General features: G+C 31.9%; 23 protein-coding genes. 5 read left to right on the forward strand and 18 right to left on the reverse strand.

Annotated features, from left to right (window positions below; genetic code table 11):
• Positions 1–90 precede the first annotated feature (90 nt).
• On the forward strand, positions 91–1,383 hold the full coding sequence (gene tyrS / locus KQA_RS0205630) for a tyrosine--tRNA ligase (RefSeq protein ID WP_010178973.1): 1,293 nt from the start codon (positions 91–93) through the stop codon (positions 1,381–1,383).
• 152 nt (positions 1,384–1,535) lie between these two features.
• On the opposite strand, the gene KQA_RS0205635 is transcribed toward tyrS, so the two are convergent.
• The 4 genes from KQA_RS0205635 to tatA form a co-directional block, all read right to left on the reverse strand.
• Entirely contained in the window at positions 1,536–1,949 is a 414-nt protein-coding gene (locus tag KQA_RS0205635; RefSeq protein WP_232285858.1) for a YHS domain-containing (seleno)protein, read from the reverse strand.
• Positions 1,950–2,080: 131 nt separating this feature from the next.
• Complete coding sequence (locus KQA_RS0205640) at positions 2,081–3,061, reverse strand: LuxE/PaaK family acyltransferase (RefSeq protein WP_010178977.1); 981 nt, start codon at positions 3,059–3,061, stop codon at positions 2,081–2,083.
• Between the two features lies 1 nt (position 3,062).
• Positions 3,063–5,228, reverse strand: coding sequence for a T9SS type B sorting domain-containing protein (locus tag KQA_RS0205645; protein WP_157366600.1), 2,166 nt, complete (start codon positions 5,226–5,228; stop codon positions 3,063–3,065).
• Between the two features lie 83 nt (positions 5,229–5,311).
• Entirely contained in the window at positions 5,312–5,503 is a 192-nt protein-coding gene (gene tatA / locus KQA_RS0205650) for a twin-arginine translocase TatA/TatE family subunit (protein ID WP_010178981.1), read from the reverse strand.
• 446 nt (positions 5,504–5,949) lie between these two features.
• On the opposite strand from tatA, the gene pheS reads away from it, so the two are divergent.
• The gene (pheS, locus tag KQA_RS0205655; RefSeq protein ID WP_010178983.1) at positions 5,950–6,969 is read left to right on the forward strand and encodes a phenylalanine--tRNA ligase subunit alpha; all 1,020 of its coding nucleotides are present in this window, start codon (positions 5,950–5,952) and stop codon (positions 6,967–6,969) included.
• A 190-nt stretch (positions 6,970–7,159) separates the two neighbouring features.
• On the opposite strand, the gene KQA_RS0205660 is transcribed toward pheS, so the two are convergent.
• The 8 genes from KQA_RS0205660 to KQA_RS0205695 form a co-directional block, all read right to left on the reverse strand.
• Complete coding sequence (locus KQA_RS0205660; protein ID WP_010178984.1) at positions 7,160–7,462, reverse strand: type II toxin-antitoxin system RelE/ParE family toxin; 303 nt, start codon at positions 7,460–7,462, stop codon at positions 7,160–7,162.
• Positions 7,447–7,683: a hypothetical protein gene (locus KQA_RS0205665; protein WP_010178985.1), complete on the reverse strand. Its 237-nt coding sequence runs from the start codon at positions 7,681–7,683 to the stop codon at positions 7,447–7,449. Before KQA_RS0205665 ends, KQA_RS0205660 begins: the two co-directional genes overlap by 16 nt.
• Positions 7,684–8,302: 619 nt before the next feature.
• Complete coding sequence (locus KQA_RS0205670) at positions 8,303–8,545, reverse strand: hypothetical protein (RefSeq protein ID WP_010178986.1); 243 nt, start codon at positions 8,543–8,545, stop codon at positions 8,303–8,305.
• A 466-nt stretch (positions 8,546–9,011) separates the two neighbouring features.
• Positions 9,012–10,040: a hypothetical protein gene (locus tag KQA_RS0205675; protein WP_010178987.1), complete on the reverse strand. Its 1,029-nt coding sequence runs from the start codon at positions 10,038–10,040 to the stop codon at positions 9,012–9,014.
• A 78-nt stretch (positions 10,041–10,118) separates the two neighbouring features.
• The gene (locus KQA_RS0205680; protein WP_010178988.1) at positions 10,119–10,928 is read right to left on the reverse strand and encodes a PoNe immunity protein domain-containing protein; all 810 of its coding nucleotides are present in this window, start codon (positions 10,926–10,928) and stop codon (positions 10,119–10,121) included.
• Positions 10,929–10,938: 10 nt separating this feature from the next.
• The gene (locus KQA_RS0205685) at positions 10,939–13,125 is read right to left on the reverse strand and encodes a hypothetical protein (RefSeq protein WP_010178989.1); all 2,187 of its coding nucleotides are present in this window, start codon (positions 13,123–13,125) and stop codon (positions 10,939–10,941) included.
• A gap of 5 nt (positions 13,126–13,130) precedes the next feature.
• Entirely contained in the window at positions 13,131–14,633 is a 1,503-nt protein-coding gene (locus tag KQA_RS19510; protein ID WP_010178990.1) for a T9SS type A sorting domain-containing protein, read from the reverse strand.
• Between the two features lie 32 nt (positions 14,634–14,665).
• Complete coding sequence (locus KQA_RS0205695; protein WP_010178991.1) at positions 14,666–15,196, reverse strand: hypothetical protein; 531 nt, start codon at positions 15,194–15,196, stop codon at positions 14,666–14,668.
• A gap of 315 nt (positions 15,197–15,511) precedes the next feature.
• Here KQA_RS0205695 and KQA_RS0205700 point away from each other — a divergent pair, with 315 nt between their 5' ends.
• The gene (locus KQA_RS0205700; RefSeq protein WP_010178992.1) at positions 15,512–18,067 is read left to right on the forward strand and encodes an alpha/beta hydrolase-fold protein; all 2,556 of its coding nucleotides are present in this window, start codon (positions 15,512–15,514) and stop codon (positions 18,065–18,067) included.
• Positions 18,068–18,210: 143 nt separating this feature from the next.
• Here KQA_RS0205700 and KQA_RS0205705 read toward each other — a convergent pair whose 3' ends face one another.
• On the reverse strand, positions 18,211–19,764 hold the full coding sequence (locus KQA_RS0205705) for a transglutaminase domain-containing protein (RefSeq protein WP_010178993.1): 1,554 nt from the start codon (positions 19,762–19,764) through the stop codon (positions 18,211–18,213).
• A gap of 102 nt (positions 19,765–19,866) precedes the next feature.
• Between KQA_RS0205705 and KQA_RS0205710 the strand changes: the two genes are divergently transcribed.
• On the forward strand, positions 19,867–21,018 hold the full coding sequence (locus tag KQA_RS0205710; protein WP_010178994.1) for a hypothetical protein: 1,152 nt from the start codon (positions 19,867–19,869) through the stop codon (positions 21,016–21,018).
• Between the two features lie 319 nt (positions 21,019–21,337).
• Here KQA_RS0205710 and KQA_RS0205715 read toward each other — a convergent pair whose 3' ends face one another.
• The 4 genes from KQA_RS0205715 to KQA_RS0205730 all read right to left on the reverse strand — a co-directional run bounded on the left by KQA_RS0205715 (position 21,338) and on the right by KQA_RS0205730 (position 24,101).
• Positions 21,338–21,646: a type II toxin-antitoxin system RelE/ParE family toxin gene (locus tag KQA_RS0205715; RefSeq protein ID WP_010178995.1), complete on the reverse strand. Its 309-nt coding sequence runs from the start codon at positions 21,644–21,646 to the stop codon at positions 21,338–21,340.
• Positions 21,646–21,864, reverse strand: a complete 219-nt coding sequence (locus KQA_RS0205720) for an addiction module protein (protein WP_010178996.1) — start codon at positions 21,862–21,864, stop codon at positions 21,646–21,648. The genes KQA_RS0205715 and KQA_RS0205720 overlap by 1 nt, the downstream gene beginning before the upstream one ends.
• Positions 21,865–22,054: 190 nt before the next feature.
• Positions 22,055–23,419 carry a DNA repair protein RadA gene (gene radA, locus KQA_RS0205725; protein ID WP_010178997.1) on the reverse strand — a complete coding sequence of 455 codons (1,365 nt, stop codon included), beginning with the start codon at positions 23,417–23,419 and terminating at the stop codon, positions 22,055–22,057.
• A 91-nt stretch (positions 23,420–23,510) separates the two neighbouring features.
• The gene (locus KQA_RS0205730; protein WP_040396135.1) at positions 23,511–24,101 is read right to left on the reverse strand and encodes a GNAT family N-acetyltransferase; all 591 of its coding nucleotides are present in this window, start codon (positions 24,099–24,101) and stop codon (positions 23,511–23,513) included.
• Positions 24,102–24,378: 277 nt separating this feature from the next.
• Here KQA_RS0205730 and KQA_RS0205735 point away from each other — a divergent pair, with 277 nt between their 5' ends.
• Positions 24,379–24,654 carry a hypothetical protein gene (locus KQA_RS0205735; RefSeq protein ID WP_010178999.1) on the forward strand — a complete coding sequence of 92 codons (276 nt, stop codon included), beginning with the start codon at positions 24,379–24,381 and terminating at the stop codon, positions 24,652–24,654.
• A gap of 314 nt (positions 24,655–24,968) precedes the next feature.
• Here the strand turns inward: KQA_RS0205735 and trpS are convergent, their stop codons facing one another.
• On the reverse strand, positions 24,969–25,940 hold the full coding sequence (gene trpS, locus KQA_RS0205740) for a tryptophan--tRNA ligase (RefSeq protein ID WP_010179000.1): 972 nt from the start codon (positions 25,938–25,940) through the stop codon (positions 24,969–24,971).
• Positions 25,941–26,014: the final 74 nt, after the last annotated feature.

Here is a 26,014-nt window from a genome sequence, read left to right on the forward strand (position 1 = left end):
AATGAAATTGTTATTTCTAATACCTGCGAATTTAACCGGTGCTTTTACTGGCATTTTTTATCTTTGCGCTGGTTCTGAAAAAAATAAATGATGCCTAAAAATTTTATTGAAGAAATTACTTGGAGAGGAATGCTACACGATGCTATGCCTGGTACCGAAGAGCACTTACTAGAAAAAATGCGTGCAGCCTACGTTGGTTTTGATCCAACTGCTGACTCATTACATATTGGAAACCTAGTTCCAATAATGCTATTAAGCCATTACCAGCGATGCGGACACAAACCTGTTGCTTTGGTTGGTGGCGCTACGGGAATGATTGGTGATCCTTCAGGAAAATCGGCAGAGCGAAATTTATTAGATGAAGCTACTCTTCGCCATAACCAAGAGGCGATTAAAAACCAATTAGCTCAGTTTTTAGATTTTGAATCGGCAGCCGACAATGCCGCCGAATTGGTAAACAACTATGATTGGATGAAAAACTTTTCGTTTTTAGATTTCATTCGAGATGTAGGTAAACATATTACCGTAAACTATATGATGGCTAAGGATTCTGTAAAAAATAGACTGAGCGGCGAAACTGCCGATGGGATGTCCTTTACCGAATTTACCTATCAATTAGTACAGGGATATGATTTTTTACAATTATATCAAGCAAGTAATTGTACTATTCAAATGGGGGGTAGTGACCAGTGGGGAAATATTACCACAGGAACTGAACTTATTAGACGTATTGGCAATGGAAAAGGTTATGCCATTACTTGTCCATTAATTACAAAATCAGATGGTTCTAAATTCGGTAAATCCGAAGGAGGAAATGTATGGTTAGATAAAAATAGAACTTCGCCTTATAAATTTTATCAATATTGGCTAAATAGCAGTGACGAAGATGCTGAAAAATACATTAAAATATTCACCTTTTTAGACCAACAAACTATTGAAAGTTTGATTGCCGAACATAGGGAAGCACCACATACAAGAATTCTTCAAAAAAGATTAGCAGAAGAGATCACTTTACTTGTGCACTCAAAAGAAGATTTAGATAATGCCATTGCTGCATCGAGCATATTATTTGGTAAATCAACAGCCGATGATTTAAAAAAGCTAGATGAAACTACCTTTTTAGATGTTTTTGAAGGAGTTCCACAACACGAAATGTCCATTTCGGAATTATCTGATTTAGGTATTATTTCGGCACTGTCTGAAAAAAGCGGTTTTTTAAAATCTAATGGAGAGGCGAGACGTGCTTTAAAAGAAAAATCTATTTCTGTAAATAGGGAGAAAGTTACTGATAGTTATGAATTGAGCGAAAAAGATTTAATCAACAATCAATTCATTTTATTACAACGTGGTAAAAAGAATTATTTTATTCTTAGTTTTAAATAATAACAATTCATGGATAAGAATTACTACTAATCCAAAAATCCTCATTTAGCATGCTAAATGAGGATTTTTTTTAGGACAAAAAAGATTTTTCCACTATTATTTATGATATATTACTAATTTAACAAAAATTAAGCTAATATTTTAATAAATATCTACTTTTTAAGTAGTTTATTTTCCCAATTATCATCTGCCTGTTCTTTTAACTCTTCTGGATTTTCCTCCAACCATTTATTCAGTGTATTCATTCCCCATGAATTATAAAACAGGTATAGTTTCCCGTCACGTATTTCAAAAGTTTCCGCATCAATACTCACTAAATCACCTTTAACACCTAATGCATACGCACAATACCCCCCATATTGAGGTAAGTATTTTAAAGGGGCTGCTTCAAATTTTGCTTTGTTTGCTTCGGTTTTAAAAGCAAATTTTGCTCCTTCATAAGTAGTACTATACATTTTATTACCTTCTACAGCAGTGCCATTAAAATATTCAGTAACATCATAACCTTCTGCTACAAAACCTTTTTTTGTCAAAAATTTTGTTTGTGCATTTACCAATGCACTCATACAAATTGTTAAAATTATTAAGACTGATTTCATTATTCCATTTTTTTTATAGGTCGATTACCCAAATATTTTCTTACAAAGAATAAGCTAAAAAAAAATGTTATATTATTATGAATACTTTAAAATAAACACTAGAAAACCATAAGGTTGCATCCTCTAATGTCACTGTGATCAAAGCGTCCCAAGATTTCAAAACTTTGATTTTCAAAAATTTTACCTAAATCTTGTGTAGCTATAAAACTACAAGAGTGCACATTTGCCAGATCAATGACATTAATTCCTCCGGTTTTTCCAAAAGGAACAGGTTCAAGTGGATTTTCTGTATTCCGAGTAGTAATTCGCATCCAGGGAGGACAAGTAAACACCCCATTTCCCATGGAGTATGCTTGTGACAACAGCTCTGTCATCCCATATTCGCTATGGATTTCATTTACTCCCAATCCATTTTGAAGCTGCTGATGTAATTCTTGCCGAATCATCTCTTTTCTACGCCCCTTCATTCCTCCGGTTTCCATAACAGTAGTGTACTTTAATTTTAGTGAAAACTGCTCTGCTAAATCCAATAACGCAAAGGAAACACCTATTAAAAGTGTTTTTTGTTTTTTTGATTCCAACACTTTTAACGTATTTACCAAAGCTTTTAAATCATTTAAATAAAAACCACTTTGTGGGTGCTTACTTTTTTGAATTAAATCATTAACCATATAGACTAATGAAGAGCCTTTTCTTTCCAAATACGCTGGTAAGAGTGCCAATACGCAATAATCTTCGATATTGTTATAAAAAAAATAGAAACCTTTCAAGTAACTTTCTTGATACAACTTTATATCGGGCACATAATGCTTACTAGTTTGCTGGCCTGTGGTTCCACTACTTGAAAAAACTAGTTGAGCTTCGGCATTACCAACCAACACTTTTTGTTTTTTAAAAAACTCAATAGGGAGGTAAGGAATTTGAGACAACTCCTTGACCGATTTTTTTGAAACCCCCAATAAATTACAAAATCGCTGATATACTATAGTATGTTCATATTGGTATTTAAACACCTCTAAACATACATTTTTGAACGCTGTGGGTGTTTGTATTGAAAAAATAGAGGAGGTATTTATCATTTTATCGTAATAGTGCAAAATGTCCTTTTAGTACTTCAAAATTATCACTTTTAGAATCTGGTAACCTATATTCTAAAGTAAACCAGTAATCATCGGCCGCTAAAAACTTGTTATCATACATTCCGTCCCAGCCTTCACTTTGTGTATCAATCTTTTTTAGCAATTTACCATAGCGATTAAAAATATGAATCACAAAAGGCTCTTGATTTAATTGCTTTATATTCCAAAAATCATTAATCCCATCATTATTAGGCGTAAAGCTTCGGGGATAGGATATCAACGTAATAGATGCTGATAAAATATCACTACATAACCCGACATCGGATGCTGTTAAAACACTCACCGTATAATTTCCGCTTGGCAAGTTATTAAATGTGTTTGAATCTTGTGGAGTTTGATCATTTAATTGATATAAATAAGCATCTTTACCAATTGAAGCCTCGGGTATTTGAGCTGAGATTGTAAATTGATTTGAAAATATAGGCGACTCACTTTTTAATGTAAAATCAAGTGGTATGCCTATTGGAGTTACCGTAGTACGATATTCAATAATCGAACACAAGCTATTATCCGCAGAAACCACCTTTAATACGTATTGAGTAGGCTTGGTTAACGCACTAATTTGATACGTACTTGATGTATTTGCCGCTACATTTGAATCAAAATCACTCTCCCATACATAATCATTCACGCCTGGAAAACTTCCTCCGAGTAGTAAGGGTGAAATTAATTCCCCATTAGCATTCACACAAACTTTGTGATTTTTAGTAAAACCATTAACTGAATTCCTACCTTGACTAATTGTAACTGGCATTACATTCAACATAAAAGAGCTTGTCGTGTAGCAGGAATTCTGCAATTTATTTTCGAGTCTTACAAAAACTTCGGTGGTTTTAGTTTCAATTTTTAATCCTAAATCATTTACTCCTAATTCCGCATCATCAAGTGTGTTATGAAAACTCGCATTAAAATTTCCATTTTTCAAAAGTTCATTGCTCACAGGTGTCATATCAAATAGTGCCATTTCATTTCCGGCATCGCACATTACAATATTATTAGGCTTCTCTAAAAAAACAGGCGCTTCAACAAACTCAACGGTAACAGTATCATCAAAAGTACAATTTGATTTTTCAATATAAGTAACTTTATAAGTCCCCGATGCTGTAACCAAATAAGTGGACTCATCACCTCTTTTAATCTCTTTAAAAGTTCCAGAAACTTCATCCCACTCTTCCCACACAAAAACTCCTTTAAGGTTTACAAACTCTTCCCCTAACAAATAACTATTTACTCCACAAAGTGCATTTCCCTTAGCAATAGTAAAATCATCTCCAAGACTAGCGCTGATATCAAAACTTCCTTCCAATAAAAAAACTGCCGTATCAATAACATCATCAGTATCATCGGCTAAAACTAATTTAATGCTATATTTTTCGTTAGGAATCACATCACTAACAGCGGTAAATACTTTGGTTTTACCTGCATAGCTGGTAGCTCCTTCTCCAATTTTATTAAATCTATCAAAATATTGTTCATTGGCTGCTCTACAGGACAACACACCATCAAATATAATGTCTGGATGAATATTTGTAATTGAAATTGGCAAATCTGAGTTAGGAATCACTGCTAAATTTGTTGTCTTCCCATTTTTATCTGTCAACAAAAAAGCAAAAACATCGGCAAAATTACAGGGAAAGTCTTTCACATATTCATCTGAGGCTAATAAAAAATCAAAATTTATCCTGCTAATTGTTGGTACAAAATCAAATTCGATAAAAACAGCATCATTTGTAGATCCTGCTGCAACAGTCGGGAGTGCATTCTCTAAATCTCTATCCCCTACTTCTTCATCAACCCCTTCACTATCAAAAATGGTATTTGGTCCTTCGGCATCCAACACGCTTCCTGTACTTAAAATTATACCTCTTTCAAAAGCAAAATCTGATCCATTTTGAGTAAAATAACCAATGCCTTTTAAATCTCTATTTTTGGTATACCTTATATTGGACACACTTGATCCAGAACATCCGATATTTATTAAAACATCTGACACTAGTTCCTCAACAGTAAATAACTCTTCGCTTACTTTAATTTGTGCGCATACTCGTAGCTGTGAACTAAACACTAAGATGATTGTAGCAGCTATTAATTTGCAATAATTAGACAATGAATACTTTTTATCAATATTAATAATAATATTCAAATTCTAGCTCAGAAAATTGTCTTATTTACAGAAAAAAAAGAGGTAAGTTAATCTAACTTAGGACTTTCATCTTTATCATCGTCTTCTTTAGAAGCATCCTTAAATTCTTTAATTCCACTTCCAAGTCCTCTCATAAGCTCAGGAATTTTTCGTCCACCAAAAAGTAATAAAATCACTACAACAATAAGAATGATTTGTGGTGCTCCTATGAATCCTAAAAAAATATTTTGTGCTATCATTAGACTTACATTTATATGGGATACAAATTTATGAAGAAATAAAGAGTTGATCCCCATATTTAGCGATAATTTAGTTATCTACACTTAGTCACAAGCTATGAACCTTATTTGAACAGGTGATTTTAGCGTGTAAACATAAGTATAAAACCCAAACCAAGCTATCCACAACTAACTTTACTCTAATTTATACTTAAACCCGAATTATCCATTAAAAAATCTATTCCATATCGAAATCTCTACAAAATCAAAGGCTTTGCTACATTTTTTGATTTAATCATAACGATGCTGTACTGAAATCAAGAAACTACTCGATTTTATTGAGCTTTCAATACTCATAACGAAGTTCTAATATAAAATGCCGTTTAAAAAACAAGGATTCATCGTACAACTACTTATAGTTCGCCATTATTTTTCTAAATTTGCACCGCTTAAAGTGAACATCGATAATGATAGACGAAATAAAGAAATATATAGCGGAAGCGGAAGATTTTCAAGCCAAAACACTTGACGAAGTTGAACAGTTCCGTATTAAAGTACTAGGAAGTAAAGGACTTTTAAAAGACTATTTTGCCAAATTTAAAACTGTTCCTAACGAACTTAAAAAAGAATTTGGACAAACTATAAATGCTTGGAAAAATACTGCTGAGGCTAAAGTTGCTGAATTAAAAGGCTCGCTAGAAAATCAAGAATCTACTCAAAATGAGTGGGGAGATTTAACACGTCCGGCAGCTCCGATTGCTTTAGGTTCTCGTCATCCAATATCATTGGTAAAAAATCAGATTGTTGATGTATTTTCGCGTATTGGCTTTAATGTAAGTGAAGGTCCAGAAATTGAGGATGATTGGCATAATTTTACGGCTTTAAATTTACCAGAATATCACCCAGCACGTGATATGCAGGATACGTTTTTTGTGCAAACTAATCCCGATGTATTACTACGTACCCACACTTCATCGGTTCAGGTACGTTATATGGAAGACAACAAACCTCCTATTCGAACTATTTCACCTGGAAGGGTTTTTCGTAACGAAGATATATCGGCGCGTTCACATTGTATTTTTCACCAGGTAGAAGGTTTGTACATTGATAAAGATGTTTCGTTTGCCGACATGAAGCAAACCTTGCTTTATTTTACGAAAGAAATGTTTGGAAAAAGTAAAATACGTCTACGACCATCCTACTTCCCTTTTACAGAACCTAGCGCCGAAATTGATATTTACTGGGGATTAAAAACGGAAACAGATTATAAAATTACCAAAGGTACCGGCTGGTTAGAAATCGGTGGTTGCGGAATGGTTGATCCAAATGTATTAACCAACTGTAATATTGATCCTAAAGAATATTCTGGTTTCGCTTTTGGGATGGGTATTGAACGTATCGCTATGCTTTTACACCAAATTGGGGATATTCGTATGTTTTACGAAAATGATATCCGCTTTTTGGAACAATTTAAAAGTAGTTTTTAAAAACTCCTCCCACAAGGAAAAGAAATAAAGCTAGGACAGCAAAAGCTTTTTTATCCAGTACGTCGAACGTAGGCTAATAAAAAGTTTTTGCTGTAGGGTGATAACTACGAGACCTTTCGGTATTACAAAAGCCCTTTTTGGCTGGTGTAATACTAATAGATTGAAGGCGATAGCCGACTCACTTAGTTATTTAGTACTTACGAGCATCTTTTCCAGCAAAACGCATTCTAATAATTCTTATGTTTTTTTCAATAACTCTATAAGCAACATTATAATTTCTGATCTGATAAGATCGGTAACTCCCGTCATTATTGTGTTTGTTTTTGTCTAAAGTATAAATTTCAGGTTGTGTACTTAAGATTTCAGCACTATCTAAAATATCATTTACAACTCGATCTGAAGCTTCTAGGGACTTACTAACGTCTAAAATATCTTGATGTATTTCCTCTAAATGTTTTAAGCTGGTAGGTGACCAAATTATTTCCTTCCCCATTGACTAGCAATTTTTCGTACTTGTTCTTGTGTATGAAAATGACCTTCTTCAATCTCTTTTTCTGAAGCTTCTAACTCTTGGTTGTAGAGTTCTAGGTCAATAGTATTTGACTTATTTTTAATTCGGTATTTCAATAAGTTTTTAAAAGCCTCAATAAGATTAGGATCTCTTACCTCACTAAGTTCTTTCTGTATCCATTGGATGTCTGCTTGTAAATCCATAATGCTTATTTTTAAATTTATATACAAAGATAAATATATCTATTATAATATATATTTACCCAAGCGGATGGAATTTTTGTATTTGTTTATATAAATATTCAATGTCCTTTAATCTGAAGTGTTCTATGGAGTAAATTCCTTTGTGTCCGATTAAGTATTGCGCTTGACTAAATCCATATTGGTTAATCCATAATACAATTCTACTTTATCTTAATTGCAGTTAAGGGTGACAAGGTATGCCTTGAATTTTTTGGTTGTACCACTAATTATTCTTTATAGTTATAATGAGTTTCTTTAATAGTATAAATTATTGATAATTGGGTTGTTATTTGACGAAAAATATCACTTGAAAAATCTATTTTTAAATTCAATTTTCTAGATATGTCCATAACCTGTCCCAATATGTCTATAAACCATATTAACTATTTTAATTGGTATACAAGTTTAATATTTCTGCCCAGTGGAGGAACTATTAGGCGATGACAAAAAGAAAACTCTCTTTGACCTTATTGACACCTATATCAGAGATGCTAAAACTCGATTAGCATACTCCTAAAACCAAACAAAAACCGAAGCTTTTTAAAACTTCGGTTTACAAATTCATTAGCAACACCTTGAACTACTCCACAGATCTATCCTCCGGTTTCTTTTTTACTTGAAAGTAGCCTAAAACACCACCAATTGCCACCATAATTAATCCCGCAGGTAAGCCCCAAATAGCTTTTAATAATGACTTGACACCTTGCCTGCGACCTGTCACTTCAATAGCCATAGCCATATCTGGATCCATAATCATCGAAACTCCAATACCTATTAAAGCGATAATACCAGCCCAGGGCCTTACTTTTTCTAATAATTTCATAAATATGTTTGTTTTTAATAGGGGGATTGTTTATTTATTTTTTAGTGGCCACTAAAAGGCTAAACTTTAATGTTTTTATAAAGAATAGGTTAGACAATTGTAGTATTATTTCCATTAACTCTCTTTTTTAACGTATTCAGAGTAGCATACTCCTAAATAAAAAAACCAAAGCTTTTTAAACTTCTATTTTCCCTATAACTATTGTTTTATGCCGTGTATAGAAACAGAATGCAATTCCTATCTATCATATCAGCATGATCGGATAGGCTTATTAATTGTTTATATGGTAATTAATTTGGCTATTAGTTGTATGGGGTATACCGTCGACATTTTAAAAGGTGAAAAATTTTATATTTCTTTACACAAACCTATTTTGGTGATGACATTTGCTTCATTAGGTTGCTATTTTAACCTAAAACTTATGAAAATGTAAAAGTTTGAAAAACGTATTTTTTTTAAAATCGCCTTAATTGTCAGGAACATGTTTGACTATAAATTGCTTCACTGCTAAGCTCCAATCTTTCGTTGATGTGGTCTTAATCTTTTGAATTTGACTTAACAAATTACCATAGTTTTCTTTATCTTCCATAATTTGCTCACCTAGATTGTTGTACTCTTTAATTTTTTCCTGAGTAAGTTCTTCTTGAGATAGACTTTTCAACTTTTTTCCCAACTTATCTAATTCATCTATTGACTTATGGTAGGTAATTACTTTAGAAAAATTTTCTTCCGACTGTTTTTTATACAAAGTTATAATAGCTGTCATCTTTTCTTTTAAAAGATTATCTTTATCAAAGGCAGATAATTTAGATACTTGACTTTCTGCATTTTTAATTACTGATTTTAGTTTTTTGTTATTTTCTTCTAGTTTATTGGGATTTTCATAATCACGTAAGCCATTCATTATTTTTGTATCTAAAACATACATATTATAAAAAAAGGTCTGCAGTCTATTTTTGTATAGGAGTACTTCATTGATTTTTTTTCCCTTTTGAGTTTGGTCTGAACCATCATTTAAAAGAACTATATTGTTTCTATTCCCAAAATTTATTTCGGCCTCTTTATAAGCTTTATTATAGATTCGTGATTTTTTATAAATTTCTAGTTCTAAGCCCATATATTTTCCATAGGCTTCTGCAGAAGTAATATTGCTTCTAAGAATATCTATTTCTTGATATTCATTATTATAAAGTGTTTGAATGTTTTCGAAGTATTGGAGTACTTCTTCTTTTAGGGCTGTACTATTATTAAAAGCAGGAAACTTATTTATTTCCTTTTTACCCTTTTCAAATAATTCTACGATAGCTATTCTTTCGCTGTTAGTCTTGCGAAGACCTAATCCATTAGCAACATTCTGTGTATATTCTATGATTTTGTGTTCAATCGGCTTCTTAATTTTTAATATAGCATATACATAATCAGATGCATTTACATATTCTTGTCCATGTGCTATTGTTCCAATAAAAAAGAAGAGTAGTAAGCTGTATTTTGTCATTATTTTTTTGTGTTATATCTAAAATCAAAACTTTTTAAAACTTTGGTTTATGCAATTATTTTAAAAAAAGAGTATACTTTAGAAACCTAATTTACCTAACAAGCCTTTCTTTTTAGTTTTTTCTTTGATAGGGTGCACTAAATCTTTAGGGTAATATTGGTTATCAATAAAACTACTATCATCTAATCCCATAATTTTAACTATTGCTGCGGCCTCAAAACTCCAGCATCCATAGTAGGCATTGTAAGTTTTGTTTTGAAGTTCATAACAATTAGAATGTTCGTTGTAGAAATCTTCTTCCAAAAATTGTTTAACTAATTTAGAAGCCTCTGATTTATCCTTTTGCTCAATAGCTTTACGAAGTTTATCGTACACTTTTAAAACAATTGAATGTTTTTGATCATACTCCTCAGGGCGATTGTTATTTCTATTTTTAAACTTTGACTTTATAATAAATTCCAATAAATTATCACTGATATTATCTCTATCTATAATGCCAACTATTGTACCAAAATCTTGATCATTTTGATTTAATAAACATGTAAGTGAAATATTTTGTAATATTTCTTGATAGATATTAACATAATATTGATCTCTATAAATATCTTCCTTAACATGTACTTTCCCATTATTATTAATTAAAGATTCGTGTAATAATGTAATACCCTTAGATAAATCTGCTTGAAGTTCAGTAAAAGAAATTGTACCTAAAGAATACTTAGCATTGGCTATTTGCCAATATGTATAGGACATTACTTTTTTTACTGGAACTATTCTATCTTCTTTAATTGAATTAGTTTCAAGTTTTCTATTTCTTTTATTGATAGATTCCTGTTTCTCGTTAATAAAAGAAAAAAAATATGTCTCATTTTTTAAATTATCTCTCATATATAATTATTTAAGGATACCATCGGTCAACAATTTTACCAGTTGAACTAATCTCATTGTAAATAGTTTTACCATTAGGACCGTGAGTAGCTATAACTCTTGTATAACCATTATCAATAATATCATCGGCTAAACTTGGTGTTACATCTCTAAGCCTTTCGTAATCTCGTTGACTTATCCAATCATCACTCATTTGTTTAGGTAAACCAGTTTTTCGATTAGCTGAATTTAAGGATGGAATTGTTGTTTTTGAAAATTTACTTTCTACAATAAAATATTTCCCATTCCTTTCGAACACAGCATCAATACCCTGATGACCTGGTTCATCAATGTTACTAATCCGTCTGTGTAAAGGTATAAAACCTTTTTCAGATAAATCTAAATCTGTAGCCATCTCTCCGTAGTTACCTTTTCTTGCATTTGAAGCACTTGCAATATTATCTTTAAACCTACTTAAAATAGTTTTTTGAGCATCATTAACTTTATCCGCAAGGTTTGTTATAATTTTTTGAGTAGCATTATCTCCATTTGAAGTTATTCTATGGAAAAAAGTTTTTACGTTATGATCTCCAGAGATAAGTTTAGTAAATGTACCATTTGCTCTCTTTTTTAATATGACAACTTTGCTAGAAAGCGCCCCCACAGTTTCAGTAGCTATTTTAAAACCTTTATCAAGTAATGCTTGTGTTGTTTTTAAATGTTTGCCAATTACCCTTACAATTTTAAAAGTTTTGGCTAATTGCCTAGCAAATACCCCTAATACTTTTATAATTTTACCTCCAAAAATAGTAGCAGTAAGTCCCGCTACGCCTAAGCCTATGGCAACATAGTCTTCTTCATTAATTCCTCGAACAATATCAATAATCTCAGATCCTGGTATTGCCGATAATCCAACCTCAACTAATAATGGAGCCATTATGGAAGCAATTGCATTCCATTCATTTTGGTTTTTAGGAAAATATTGGCTTAAAGTAATTTTAACTTCTTTAAATATTTCTAAAAAAGTAGCACTTTTAGTTACTTCAGCTTCTTTAGCAGCAGATAAATTGTTCCAATTATAATCAACATTTTTCCCGTTTTTTAAAATTTTATTGTTTTCATTACTCATTACTGAGTATTCAGGTGGGGTTAAACCTGCATTGGTCGAAGCCACTTCAATAGCAGAAACAATTTTTTGATGTTTGGATACGCTTGTATTAAATTGAGAAAGTGCTATGGCACTTTTTTTAAGGTATTCCCTATGAACTTCTTTACTCGCTATTAAAGATGGAGGATTCGTAATTAAATCATCAAGTTTTTTTTTGGCCTCAGCAACTAAATCTTGGTTTAGCTTTAACTCTTCATTCTTAATTGCTTTTTCTAAATCGGCAATAACTTTATTTCGATTTATATTTTCGATAGGCTTTCTTGCCCTTCCTAAACTATGAGTTTTGGGAGGTGTTGGTGCTTTTTTGGCTAATTTTTTTCCAATATCAATAATTTCTACACTGGTGTCACTAACACCTGCTTTTATCCAATTGCTATGAGATTCATTATCCGTCAAAGTCTCTTTAAATTTTAACGATACCGTAAAAGCTTCTTTACCTTTATCATCCAATACTGGTATTCTAGTTTTTTTGATGCATTTAGGGCATCCGTTTGACAATGCATCACTAAAGTATTCAGCACCTCTTTCTCGTTCAAATAAGTTATTTGAAATAGAAGATAACCTATCAATTTCCAAGTTAAATTGATTAGTAATTCCATTTGCAGCTTGAAACCTTTCTTTATCCCTAAAAGCATTATCAATAGCACTTTGGTTAGCATAAGGGATAAATTTATATTTAGGTAATCTAATATGAAGTACTGAAAACCTTGGTTTACCTGTAACTTCACCCTTATGTGCACCTATTCGTTGATTGGCATCGGTATAACATAAAAAACAAGTTTTGTGACCCGTTCCTTTTTCGTAATAACCCACACCATACTCACCATTTGCTCCTATAGAAACATTTGATATATCTCCAGTAAATAAGGCATTAGGATATATTATAGGTCCATTATTAATAGAAAAAGGAATGCCATTTTCTTTGGCATATTGTTCAGCTGACTCTAAGGGGGATTGACCTGATTCATTATAACCTTGTCCATAAAATACAGCAGAGTAGATTAAGACAATAAATAATAGTATCGATTTAATTTTATTAGTTTTTATCATCTTTTCTATTCTTTAATAATCAATTTTGTGTGTAAAATATCATTGCTAGTAACTCGAACAACATATAAGCCTTGTTGCGGATATGTTGATCCATCAACATGGTATATATGTTTACCTGCTTTTTGTTGTTCATTAGTAACAATAGTTTGAGTAAACTGTCCACTAAAGCTATATACTTCTACTGATGTTAAGCTATCTTCAGATAAATCATACTGTATTAATAGGTCATTTTTAAATGGATTAGGGTATAGCTTGATAAAACTATCATCTTTAAGTTTTGTTAAAGCTTCGATTAAATTTAAATCTATTTCTTGTCCATTATCGGTTAAAGCTTTGGTGTTTCCTAATACTAATAGCATTGGTGGTCCTGGTTCATTCCAATCAGTAATTTTTGTTTCAATATTAGCAACTAGATAACGAATTTTATTAATTTCTTTAATTTCTATATCATTTATAGATAGTATGTTGTAGTTTAAATTAAATTTAGTTTCACTATCTTGATATACTTTTGGTAAGTCTATTTCAGATTTATTTAAATAGAAATTATTATCTAACAATATTCCATCATTATGAGTTGTCTTATCATTTACAATTAATTGGTAATTTAGATCGTTAGTAATTTCATTACTATTAAAAATTAGGGATGAGTTTAAATTTCTGAGTATCATAGAACCAGACCAATCTAGTTCTACTAATTTTCCAGTCCATTTTCCTAATAATTGATTTTTGTCAATAATTTGAGGATATTTTTTTTCATTTTCATTATCAGCAGTGATACTTACTATTTCATTAAGCCTTTCAGTACTTAATTCTTTATCAATAAGCGTATTGTTAGTATTTAATTCGTCAGAATCAATATCTAAAAATGTTGCTAGTATTTCACTTTTTAAAGCCTTAGGGTTATTTAAAAATAATTCAAAAGCTTTATCTTTATCTACAGGTAAACCGTAACCAAAATAATTACAAATGCCTAGAAAGTGTTTAGCCATAGGGTATTCACTTTTTTTAAACCATTCAATTGCTTTAGCATAATCCTGATCAATATTTCCAAAACCTTTAAAATACAAATAACCTAGGCTGTAGGAAGCTTTGTGATTTCCTAAATCGTAGGCTTTTCGAAACCAATCAATTGCAGTATTAAAATTTAATTTACATCCAATGCCATCTTTGTAAAGTATTCCTAGCTCACATGTAGCTTTGGGGTTATTTTGTAAAGCAGACTTTTCAATGTATGAAAAAGCTTTTTTTGTGTCTTTTTCAAAAATGTGACCATTTTTGTACAACATTCCAATAATGTATAAAGCCTCAGGGTTTCCATCATTAGCACATTGTGATAAAATTTCTATTGCCTTAGTTTCGTTTTTTAGAATTACATCTGATCCTGTAAGGAGAATTTTAGCTTCATTTACTTTAAAATCGCAAGTATTTGAATCTGTATTTTGAGCATTTATACTTAATGTGAGAAATGCAGTAAATACAAAGAATATTTTTTGCTTAATTGAATTCATTTTGACTTGATTTTTCTATGTTTTACTGAATTTTATTTCAATTCACTTATAATTAAACTCATTATCTTATTGTTTAGGTATCCACCTAATTTTCTTCCAACTTTGTATAATTCTTCATTAAGACTTTTATTAGATCTTTTAAATTCTTTAGTGTAGTATACATCGTTTTGATTTGTAATATTATATTTTTTAACAAATTCAAAGCGATCCTTTATACTATTATTATTTGCTAGCGCAGCTATTGTATGCTTTTCAACTCTTTTGTAATCAATCTCTTGCTTTACCTTGTTCCAAAAAGATGTACTGACTTGTGGAAATTGATTTTTGTAAGCGTCTATCACTTCATCAATAAATGATGAAGTTGATTCTTCAAATTTCAATTGTTTATATAAAAAAATTCCATAACGTTTTCGACCAAAAGGTTGAGGTTTAATTTTGATCGGGCGTTCACCATATTTATCCAAATTATACCGTAAGGCTGGATCTTTTGGAGCAATAGATTGTTGTGAATTGGCATTAATAAAATAAATCAAAAAGAATAATGTGGTTACAATTTTTTTCATAGGAAATAACTTCAAATATGTAGTTCCTAAAAATAGGAGTCTTTTTTTGAAATTAACAAATACTTAAGTAAAATAAATAATGAATTTTTAAGTAACTACAAAATAGATGTTTACGATTGTTAAGTTGCTATTTTTATATATAAATTCTTACAGCATACCTTTTGGTAAGTACCCCTTAATTAAAGCTTAAAAAAAATAAAAACGTCAGTTTTTGTAGGTATTCCTTTTCTATTTGATCGTTTTAAATTTAAAAACAAGCATTCTTTTATAAGATTCATTGCTATATATTTACCCAAATTTAAATGCTGTTATTTTTTGAAAACTTTAATTACAAATGAAAAATCGGTAGTACTTGATCATTTATTTTTAATACTTGTTATTGTAGCAACAGTAATACCTAATTTTAGCTTTATAACTAATTACTATAGTTGGCTAATTACAGTAGGTATTTGGAGTATATGCTCTTCTTTTTTTATAAAAAAAAGCTTTAGTCTGCTGGATGTGTCGTTTGGCTGTTTAGCTATGTATCTTAGTATTCGATTTTTCTATTTTTCAACATCATTTAATGGATTTACAAGTCAGCGATTTTTAGAGTTACTTGGTTATATTATTGTTTATTACAATATATCCAAAGCTTTTAAAATCAAATCCCAGTACCTACTTTGGATTGTATTTGCTATAATTAGTGTTTGTGTGGTACAGGCCTTCATAGGCTTACTACAATACCAGAGTATTTTGCCTTCAAAAAATGAATATTTTGTATTAACAGGTACGTTTACTTCGCCTAATTATTTAGGTTTATTTTTAAGTATTGGAGCTGTTTTGCTATCATGGTATTTGCTGTGTTTTGAAACAAAAAACAAAAAAAAACGAATTATAGCTTTGTTTGTTTTTTGCTTTTTAATGCTTCCTATTATATTATCTAAATCAAGGACTTCATGGTTAGTATTGTTAACGGGATTTAGTTATCTTTTGGTAAGTAGTGGGGTTTTAAAAAAGCTTTTTAATGTGATCTCAAAAAAAATAGCTCTTTTAATTGCTATGGTATTTACAGCAATAATTGCTTATGGGATAATTAACTTGTATAGCTTTAAGAAAGATTCTGCAGATGGCAGGTTGCTAATTGCAAAAATTACGAGTCAAGAAATTTTAAAAAAACCTTTTTTAGGACATGGGCTATTTTCATTTGAAGGAGGTTACAATAGCGCTAAAACAACTTATTTTAATGAAACTAAAAGACCTTGGAGCGAAGTAAAATTAGGGAATTATGCCTTTGATACATTTAATGATTATTTGTACTTAGCTTATGAGCTTGGATTTGTTGGTCTATTTATAGTCCTTTTTATAATTGGGTACGCCATATACTTTGGTGGATCAGATATATATGCTAAGCTTGGTATTGCATTGTTACTATGTTTAGTAATAGCTGCTTTTTTTATGCCCATAATAAAAATACCACTATTTATTATTTTGGGTATTATTGGCATTCAACTTTGTGTTCCAACATCAAAACACAGTTTGGTAATACCTATTTTTTTTCAAAAAATAAGTCAACTCTTAATTTTTGGTACTTCAGTTTTTTTGTTGGTCGTAGTTTTTAAAGATGTAAGGCATAGCAAAAAACTAAACGCTTTTTACAACTTGTCCGATGATAAAAAAAGAGAAGTTTCGGAAACCGAATTACAAAAAATTTATGGAGACTTTTTTAAAAAGGGCTACGCCACTTTTAATCAAGGTTATTATTTATACAACCTAGGCAATTATGATCAAGGACTTAAAGCCATGGAAAAGGGGTATGTATTTAATAAAGCGCCAAAATTAGGAAGACACCTAGGCTACATTTATTTAAACACACAAAATTTTGAACGCGCAAGTGCGCTTTTTAAAGAAAATATAGGGAATGAACCTTTTAGGTATGAACCTAGAATGGACTTATTAAAAGTATATGAGGCCACAGGAAATGAAAAACAAATTATTCAATTGTGTAAAGAAATTATAGCATTGCCTGTTAAAATTCCTTCAAAAGAAGTAAAAGACTATAAAAAACATTGCAAACAACTATTACAATATTATACAGGAGATAGTTATTATGATTTAGAAGAAGAACCTTACCAGGGATTGCATAATGAGCAATTGCTAAAATTAGATAAACAAACCATTAGCAGCCAACTAAAAGGAAATATTTCTGAAGAATTGCTAGTCGAAAGCAACATTTTAAACCGAACACTAAAACATCGCATTTACCTACCCAATATTAACTACATTACTAAAAGTTTACCGGTAGTGTATTTAGCCGATGGACAACAGTATGTAAAGGATAAGTCATTTGTAAAAACTATAGATAAACTCATACTCAATAAAAAAATAACGCCAGTAGCTTTGGTGTTTATGGATTCGAGCGATTACCAAGATCCGAGTATTGATCATAGGCAAGAATATTATTTATGCAATAAAAAGTATGTGGATTTTGTAACTACCGAATTGATTCCGGAAATAGAAAAATACTACCCTGTGAGCAAGGAACGAACTGAACGCAGTATTATGGGCTATTCCTTTGGTGGATTGTTTGCTGCTTTCGCAGGAATGGAGGCTCCTGATTATTTTAAAAATGTGATTATGCAGTCACCAGCCTATCACCCGTGTCCAGATATTTATACTGATTATAATACTAAAGAAACCTTAGACCTCAATATGTATTTGAGCTATGGTACTGGTAAAGATACCGAAAGCCAAGATGTACCCATGATTAACATTTTGCAAGCTAAAAACTACCGTTTAAAAGTAAACAGAGAAGAAGGTGCCAATCATGAATGGCATGTATGGATGAACCAAACTAAAGATATTTTTAAACATTATTTTAAAATTGACTAAATCTTTCTGGTGTAAGACCTAAGACTGCTCTGCTTTTGACGTAGCACATAAGATTTATTTCAAAATGCAGTTCTCGATACCATTTTTTTCATTTCATTACAAAAATCACTCGAACTTGCATTTTGAAAATACATCCGTTAAAATTAATACCAAGTAATGCTGTGTGTTTTGGGATCAATGGTAAAAACACGTTCAAAACCGTCAATTTCTTCTTGGGCAACCATCATAAACAGGGCATTTTTAGGTACGTTTTTAAAATTCACGCGATTATTTACACTAGAAACAAAATCGCCCAGCGGCTTCCATTCGCCATCCCAATAGCGTAATTGGTAATGCTTTTCATCTTCAATAAAAAAAGGATTGTAATCCTCGTTATTATTTACAATTTCATTATCTCGAGTCAAGGTACAGTCAAAAGTATCTTTAAAATTAGGTGCGAGTAGTGTCGTGGTACCATCAGCATTATTCAAAATAGGAAAACGCTCTAGTATAAAAACATTGTCTTTAAAAATACTAGGCAGGTATACAATATTTCGTCCCATATTGGTAAAACTGGCGTTTCCATTTTTATCCAAACGGCTCCATTGTGTCGGTTTCCATTTAAACTTGTTAAACACATTTAGATAAGCATGATTTGCCACAGTCTTTGTGCTAAACGTATAATTTACGGTACTTACAGGAACATATTCGGCAGTAACATCAATATAATTTTTAGTGCGCATAAATCCTGGCGGAATTTCATTTTCGGGAATTTGATTTGCCAATGCTCCTTCTTGAATTGAATACGTAGTTCTGATTACTTTACCAATACGCTTTCGGGTTGGGGCAATATTAGTAGCATAATGATAGCCATCAAAAGCTAAATGATTCCCGGTACTATCAATAATACTATTCCAAAAATGCCTGTTGGATGAGGCGGCATGGTGTGGTGTGTAATCAAAAGTAACAGGTAAGCCTACACTGCGCGAAGCATAAATAGCCAAGTTAGCATAGTCGGTACACGTACCTTGGTTCCGCAATGTTAATTGTTTAGGACCAAGCGCCATAATAGGCTCCTTTCGGTTAAAAATGAATTTAAAATCGATCTTCATTTCGTCCATAAGCAAGCCAAGGACTTCCATGGGATCTTTTTTGTTTTTTGCCAATCGGGCTTTTTCAAAAAAAGCATCGCTGTAATCGGCTCTCCAAGTTTGCAAAGGCTCAATTAAACTGCGATAGGGTAAAATATATTCGCAAAAAGTAGTAAAATCATAATTGGATGCCCAAGGATTAGTACGCCACATTTTAAAAGCCAAATCAATATTTTGGATTAAAAAATCAGCTTTCATTACGTAAATATCTTTAGTAATCACTTGTCTGGGATGTACTTTAATACTATCGGTTAATTTGCCAAAGGCTTCCAAAGCGGTATCAAAATCTGGGTAGTCAATGTCTTCAAAATTAGTATCCTCTTCATATGTATTATACCACCGGCAAGCTTGCGAATAATGAATAGGCATATGTTTAATTAAAAAAACAGCTGCTTCATATTTTTGTGGATCGCCTGCATTTTTGTAATGATCCAATACCTTTTGGAGTTCCATTTTGTTTCCTGCGGCCATTTCCAAAGCCTTTGCAATACTTTGCGCATAAAGTGAGCTAAAATTAATTGTACAAAATAGAATTCCTATGCTAAGTATGCGTGTAATAAAACTCATATGCTAGTAAAAAAGTTGGTGTAACAAAAAAATCACTTTTTTTTGACTTAATACACACTGATCCAATTATATTTACTTCAAAAATTATAAAAAATAAAAATTGTGGCCTTTAACTATTTTCTAAGCTTACTAACTGTATTAATATGCTCCCTACTAAGTTATGGACAAGCAAGTGATGCCGAAAAATTACAAAAAACCCTCACTAAAGCCGCTGAGATTGGTTTAAGCGACACACAAATTGAAGGAATTAAAACCTTGTATGCCGAATATAATGAGCAGGTAGCGGCGCTTAACGCGAAGCAAAAAGCACATCAAAATGAAACCATTCTTTATTTAAATAGTGAAGATCAAGAGAAAGGTGATGCCTTGTTGAATTTTAGAAAAAAATTAGCTAAACTCATAGACATACACGAGTTTGAACGCTTATTTGGCTTTCAGTTCAAAGATCGTATAGAGCGAGAAGCCGTAGCAAAATATGAGGAAGCTATAGCCACGTATATATTTACTAAAAAACAGCAAAAGTTGGTAAAAGACACCTTTTTACTAAGCACTAAAAACGAAATGATGACTTGGGCGTATTATACCTATGATCCAAAAGTAGCCTATGCAAAAACTACCGCAGCAAAAGCTACTAGCTTAAAACGATTTAATGATTTATTAAAAAGCTTTGAAATACAAAAAACCATTCCCGTAACTGGGAATCCCAAAATGGAACATTTGGTAGCTATGGCAAAAAAGGCTGCCCTTACGGAAGAACAAATACAAAAACTACTCCATATTGTTGCCAAACGCAATGATCAAATTGCTGTGTATCCCAGTATTTGGGCAAAAGGCGATGCCAATTATGTGCTTAACTTTCATGATAAAGTAACAAGTAAGGAAGAAGCACATCGACAATTTAAAGAGGATTTAGCAAATTTGATCACCTTAAATCAATTTAATACCATGTTTAAGGATCAATTGCAAACCCAGATAAAAAGAGATGCCTACAATCATTTAGTTGAAGCTGGTAAAGTGTATAATTTTAACAAACTAAGCTTTGAGCAAAAAGAATCCTTAAAAGCATTGTTATTAAAACACTACACCAACAAAAAAATGTATACCGAATACTACGAATACGATTGGACATTGAGAACTCAAAAATTAAGAGTACTCCAATTTCGTTTTGAAAAAGCTTATAAAAAAGCCTTAGATGAATTTGGTGTAACGGCAGGTTCGGCAAAAAAATCGGGGGCTAAAGGTTTTGATTGGTAGAAGGCCTGCCTATTCAAGTAATCTTACATCAAAAATTTAGTATCACTTTTTTCTATAATTTAAACAGTATTCACCCTAACCAAGAATAATACGATTTACTAACAAAAATTTCGCATATATGCTGTTTCTTTTTTCACTATTCTAGCGTTAAAAAAAGCAACCGTAGCTAAGGCTATGGCTGATTTTTTTGCCTTAGACTAGCAAAAAATAATTCAACATATTTATACGAAATCATTATCAGTAAATCGTATAATTTATTAGAAAACTAACGCCCTAGCAGTCAAATTTATTAAATTATAAAGAGATGACAGCCTACTCTTTATTTCTTCATTCTATTTCTTGCTATTTCAGGGTTTCTTCGAGTATGTAAGACAGCAAATAGAATAATCTGCTTCTTAGATTCTTCCACTTGATAAAATATAGCATAGGGAAAACGAGGAACTAGAGACTGACGTAATTCCTTGTATTTCTTTTGGTAATTTTCCGGATGCTTACTTATGTAATCTATTTCTTTGTTAACCTCTTTTTTAAAGTCTTTCGCTAAATTTTGATTTTTATTGTAATACCATTCTTTGGCCTCCTTCAAATCAGAATAAACAAAAGAGAGTAATTTAACGTTATAACTCATTACCACTCATTTTCAACATCTTTCCAATCTAACAAATCATCAGGATTATTTTTATAGCTTTCTAAACGTTGATCGAGTACTTTTTTATCTGCTGTAGAGATTTTTAGGGAGGCTTCTCTTTCTTTCTTCAAGGTAAGCTCTAAAGCTTCCAATATACTTTCCTTTTCTATTTCAAAAAGCTGCTCCATAAAGTTATATTTTCTTGCCTGTAAGTCCATGATTCTATTTTTTATTGTATCCAACAGTTGTATACTATTGATACAAAGATAATTCATAATATTTTATTGGTTCTAAACTATGTTCAAGTACTGTTTTCTATATATTTTCTGCTAGGCTATACTCACTAAAAATTAATTTAATTAACACATTTTTATCAGCTGCCATAATCAAAAAACCACACAACAAGCATTATCCAAACAAGTAACTCACCACATCCTCAATACGGGCTACTTTTATTTGTTGAATTCCTTTACTTGTTACACTAGTTTTAGAATATTTTGAAATGAGTATTTGCGAAAAACCTAATTTTTCGGCCTCCTGTATACGTTGATCTACTCGGCTTACGGGTCTAATTTCACCAGCCAAACCAACCTCAGCAGCAAAGCATATGCCTTTTTCCAATGGAATATCTTCGTTCGAAGATAAAATTGCAGCTACCACAGCTAGATCAATAGCAGGATCATCCACATGAATCCCTCCAGTTATATTTAAGAAAACATCTTTTGCTCCCAACCTAAATCCGGCTCGTTTTTCCAAAACTGCCAATAACATATTTAAACGTTTGACAGGAAAACCTGTAGTACTCCGTTGTGGCGTTCCATATACTGCTGTACTAACTAATGCCTGAATTTCAATCATTAATGGTCGCATCCCCTCTATGGTTGATGCTATTGCAGTACCACTTAAAGCTTCTTCTTTTTTTGAAAGTAATAACTCACTTGGATTAGCTACCTCCCGCAAACCTGCCGATTGCATTTCGTAAATTCCCAATTCGGCCGTAGAGCCAAAACGGTTTTTATGTGCCCTAAGAATACGATATACAAAATTACGATCTCCTTCAAATTGCAATACCGTATCCACCATATGTTCCAATATTTTGGGTCCTGCAATGGTTCCATCCTTAGTAATATGACCAATTAGCAAAACTGGCGTATTAGTTTCCTTTGCAAACTTGATTAACTCGCTTGTACATTCTCTTATTTGAGAAATACTTCCAGGACTACTTTCAATATAATCGGTATGCAGTGTTTGAATAGAATCAATAACCAATACATCAGGTTCAGTTTTTGCTATTTGTTTAAAAATATGCTGTGTTTTGGTTTCGGTAAGAATAAAACAATTATCTGTATCCGATTGCATGCGTTCGGCACGCATTTTTATTTGTTTTTGACTTTCTTCACCCGAAACATATAAGGTTTTAAAAGGCAATTTTAATGCTATTTGAAGCAACAATGTACTTTTTCCAATACCAGGCTCTCCTCCTAAAAGCGTTAATGAGCCCGGCACAAGTCCACCTCCTAATACCCTATTAAATTCTCCATCACCAGTATTAAAACGGATATCGGCAGTCGTATCAATTTCGGAAACCTTTAATGGTTTAGATACCTTTTTTTTTGAATTACTACTGGCTTCCTTCCAAGCTACTTTTTCCTGTTTTTCAATAATTTCCTCTACAATGCTATTCCATGACTTACAGCTGTTACACTGACCTTGCCATTTAGCATATTGCGCGCCACAACTTTGACAGTAAAAGGTAGTTTTTGTTTTTGCCATTAAAAATGTAGTATAAATTGAGCTTGTTAAAATTTGTGCTAATTTAACCCGAATTATGAATAGTAACCGCCTAAAGCGACCCAAAGTTGGTTTATTGGTACTTCTTTTTCATTTTAAATTCCAAAGATTTTTTTACCGTTGGCCATTCGGCATTTATAATAGAAAAAACCACCGTATCTCTTAAACAACCTGTAGCGTCAATTTTATGGTTTCGTAAAATCCCATCTTGCTTAGCCCCTAAGTTTTCAATAGCTTTTCGCGATGCTAAATTATGTATATGCGTCCTAAACTCAACCGCAATGCAATCTAATTGCTCAAAAGCATGAGTTAGTAATAAATATTTACATTCGGTATTAACTCCTGTACGCTGGTATGATTTTGCATACCATGTTGTACCAATTTCAAGTCTTTTATGACTAAGTTCTATATTCATATAACGAGTGCTTCCTACTATTTTATGATTTAGTTGATGTCTTACTACAAAGGTTAACGATACTCCGTCTTTATATTCTTGAATGGCTTTTTTGATATAATCTTCCATATTTTCTGGCTTGGGAACCGATGTATACCACAATTCCCAAAGGTTTCCATCCTTAACAGCATCGGTCAATTCTTGTTGATGTTCCAAGCTAACTACTTCAAGCCGTAACAAACTTCCATCGATATCTAATTTTTTAAGCATTTTTTCGTTATTAATACATAATTTAAACCCTAACATTATTAAAAATATAAAAATAAATTGTCTTTTTTATTTTTATGAAAATTAAAAAAACAGTTTTCAACAACTTAAAGTCAAGTATTCGCTATAGCGTCTATTTGTAGGAAACTAAAAATAAAATATCGTTAAAATGCAATATTTTACGCTAAAAAGTGTTAAAATGGCATTTTTACACTTATAACACTACAAAATTCGTATATTAGCAATACCAAATTTATCAACATCATAAAACCCTACCATTATGAATGCATTACAAATTGAAAAAGAAACTGTAGCACAATTACATTTCCCTACGGATGATGTGTTAGTAAAAAAAGAAGATCAAGTAAACCGAAACATCTTGTTAAAAAGAGCTCAAGTTTTAGGTAATATTGACCACACAAAAATGAAAATCATTTTTCAAGATGATATGGGTTTAAAAAAAATACACACAACCATTTGGGGTGTTACAGAAAAGTATGTAATTCTTAAATCGGCAAATGTGCTTCCTTTAAACCGTATACTTGAAGTATATTAATTAGCATATGTGTTTATAAAAACCTACACCACCTTTGAAATACCATGAGTACGAATAATTAAAATCGTTTTTATGGTATTTCAAAGGTTTATAGCAAAATATAATTTGTAATATCAAAGGCATGAGCTGTTCAAATTAACATATAATTTAACGTGTTACGTTTAGTTTTTTCATAAGGTGGTTCTAGTGATAAAACGTTTCACAAAATTATTTTTGAACAGCTCTTTTTATATACAATACCAACTCTTAAATGAATTTACTAGAATAATAGTAGCATTTGTCATTGGATGTTATATAAGATTAAGATACAAAAACTAGTATCCCATATGCTTCCGCACTCTTTTTAAAGTGACTGAGGCAACTTTTTCTGCTTTTTCGGCTCCAATTTTTAACGCCTCTTCAATTTCTTGAGGATTAGCCATGTAATGATTAAATTTTTCGCGCTCAGTTTTAAAACGCTTCAAAACACATTCATATAAAGCTTGTTTAGCGTGTCCGTATCCAAAATTTCCTGCCAAATAGTTGGCGCGTAATGCCTCAATTTCTTCGGGAGCACCTAACAATTTGTACAAAGTAAATACATTACAAGTATCCGGATCCTTTGGCTCCTCTAATGGAGTACTGTCTGTAGCAATACCCATAATTTGCTTACGCAATTTTTTATCTGGCAAAAAGATGTTAATTATATTCCCTTTGGACTTACTCATTTTACTCCCGTCTGTTCCGGGAACATACATGGTACTTTCCTGAGTTTTAGCTTCGGGTAACACAAACAATTCCTTACCAACTTGCGCGTGGATACGTGAAGCCACATCCCTTGTCATTTCCAAATGTTGTAACTGATCCTTACCTACGGGCACCAAATCCGCATCATATAATAATATATCCGCTGCCATTAACATTGGGTAAGTAAACAAGCCGGCATTAACATCTGCTAAACGATCTGCCTTATCTTTAAAAGAATGGGCCAATGTTAGCCTTTGGTATGGAAAATAACAGCTTAAATACCAACTCAACTCGGTTACTTGTGGAATATCACTCTGACGATAAAACACCGTGTTTTCAACGTTTAGTCCACATGACAACCAAGCTGCTGCGGTTGCTAGTGTGTTTTCTTTTAAAATTTTAGCTTCCTTAATTTGTGTTAACGAATGCATATCGGCAATAAACAAAAACGAAGTATTTGCGGGCTCATTTGCCATGCGAATTGCAGGTAAAATTGCTCCTAAAATATTTCCCAAATGTGGAGTTCCTGTGCTCTGTACCCCCGTTAGTATTTTTGCCATTGTGTTGTTTTTTGTGCAAATATAAAAGAACTTATCAGATGTATTCAATCCACTTGTTATTTACCCCGAATTAG

This window comes from Aquimarina agarilytica ZC1 (assembly GCF_000255455.1).
GTDB classification, from domain to species: domain Bacteria; phylum Bacteroidota; class Bacteroidia; order Flavobacteriales; family Flavobacteriaceae; genus Aquimarina; species Aquimarina agarilytica.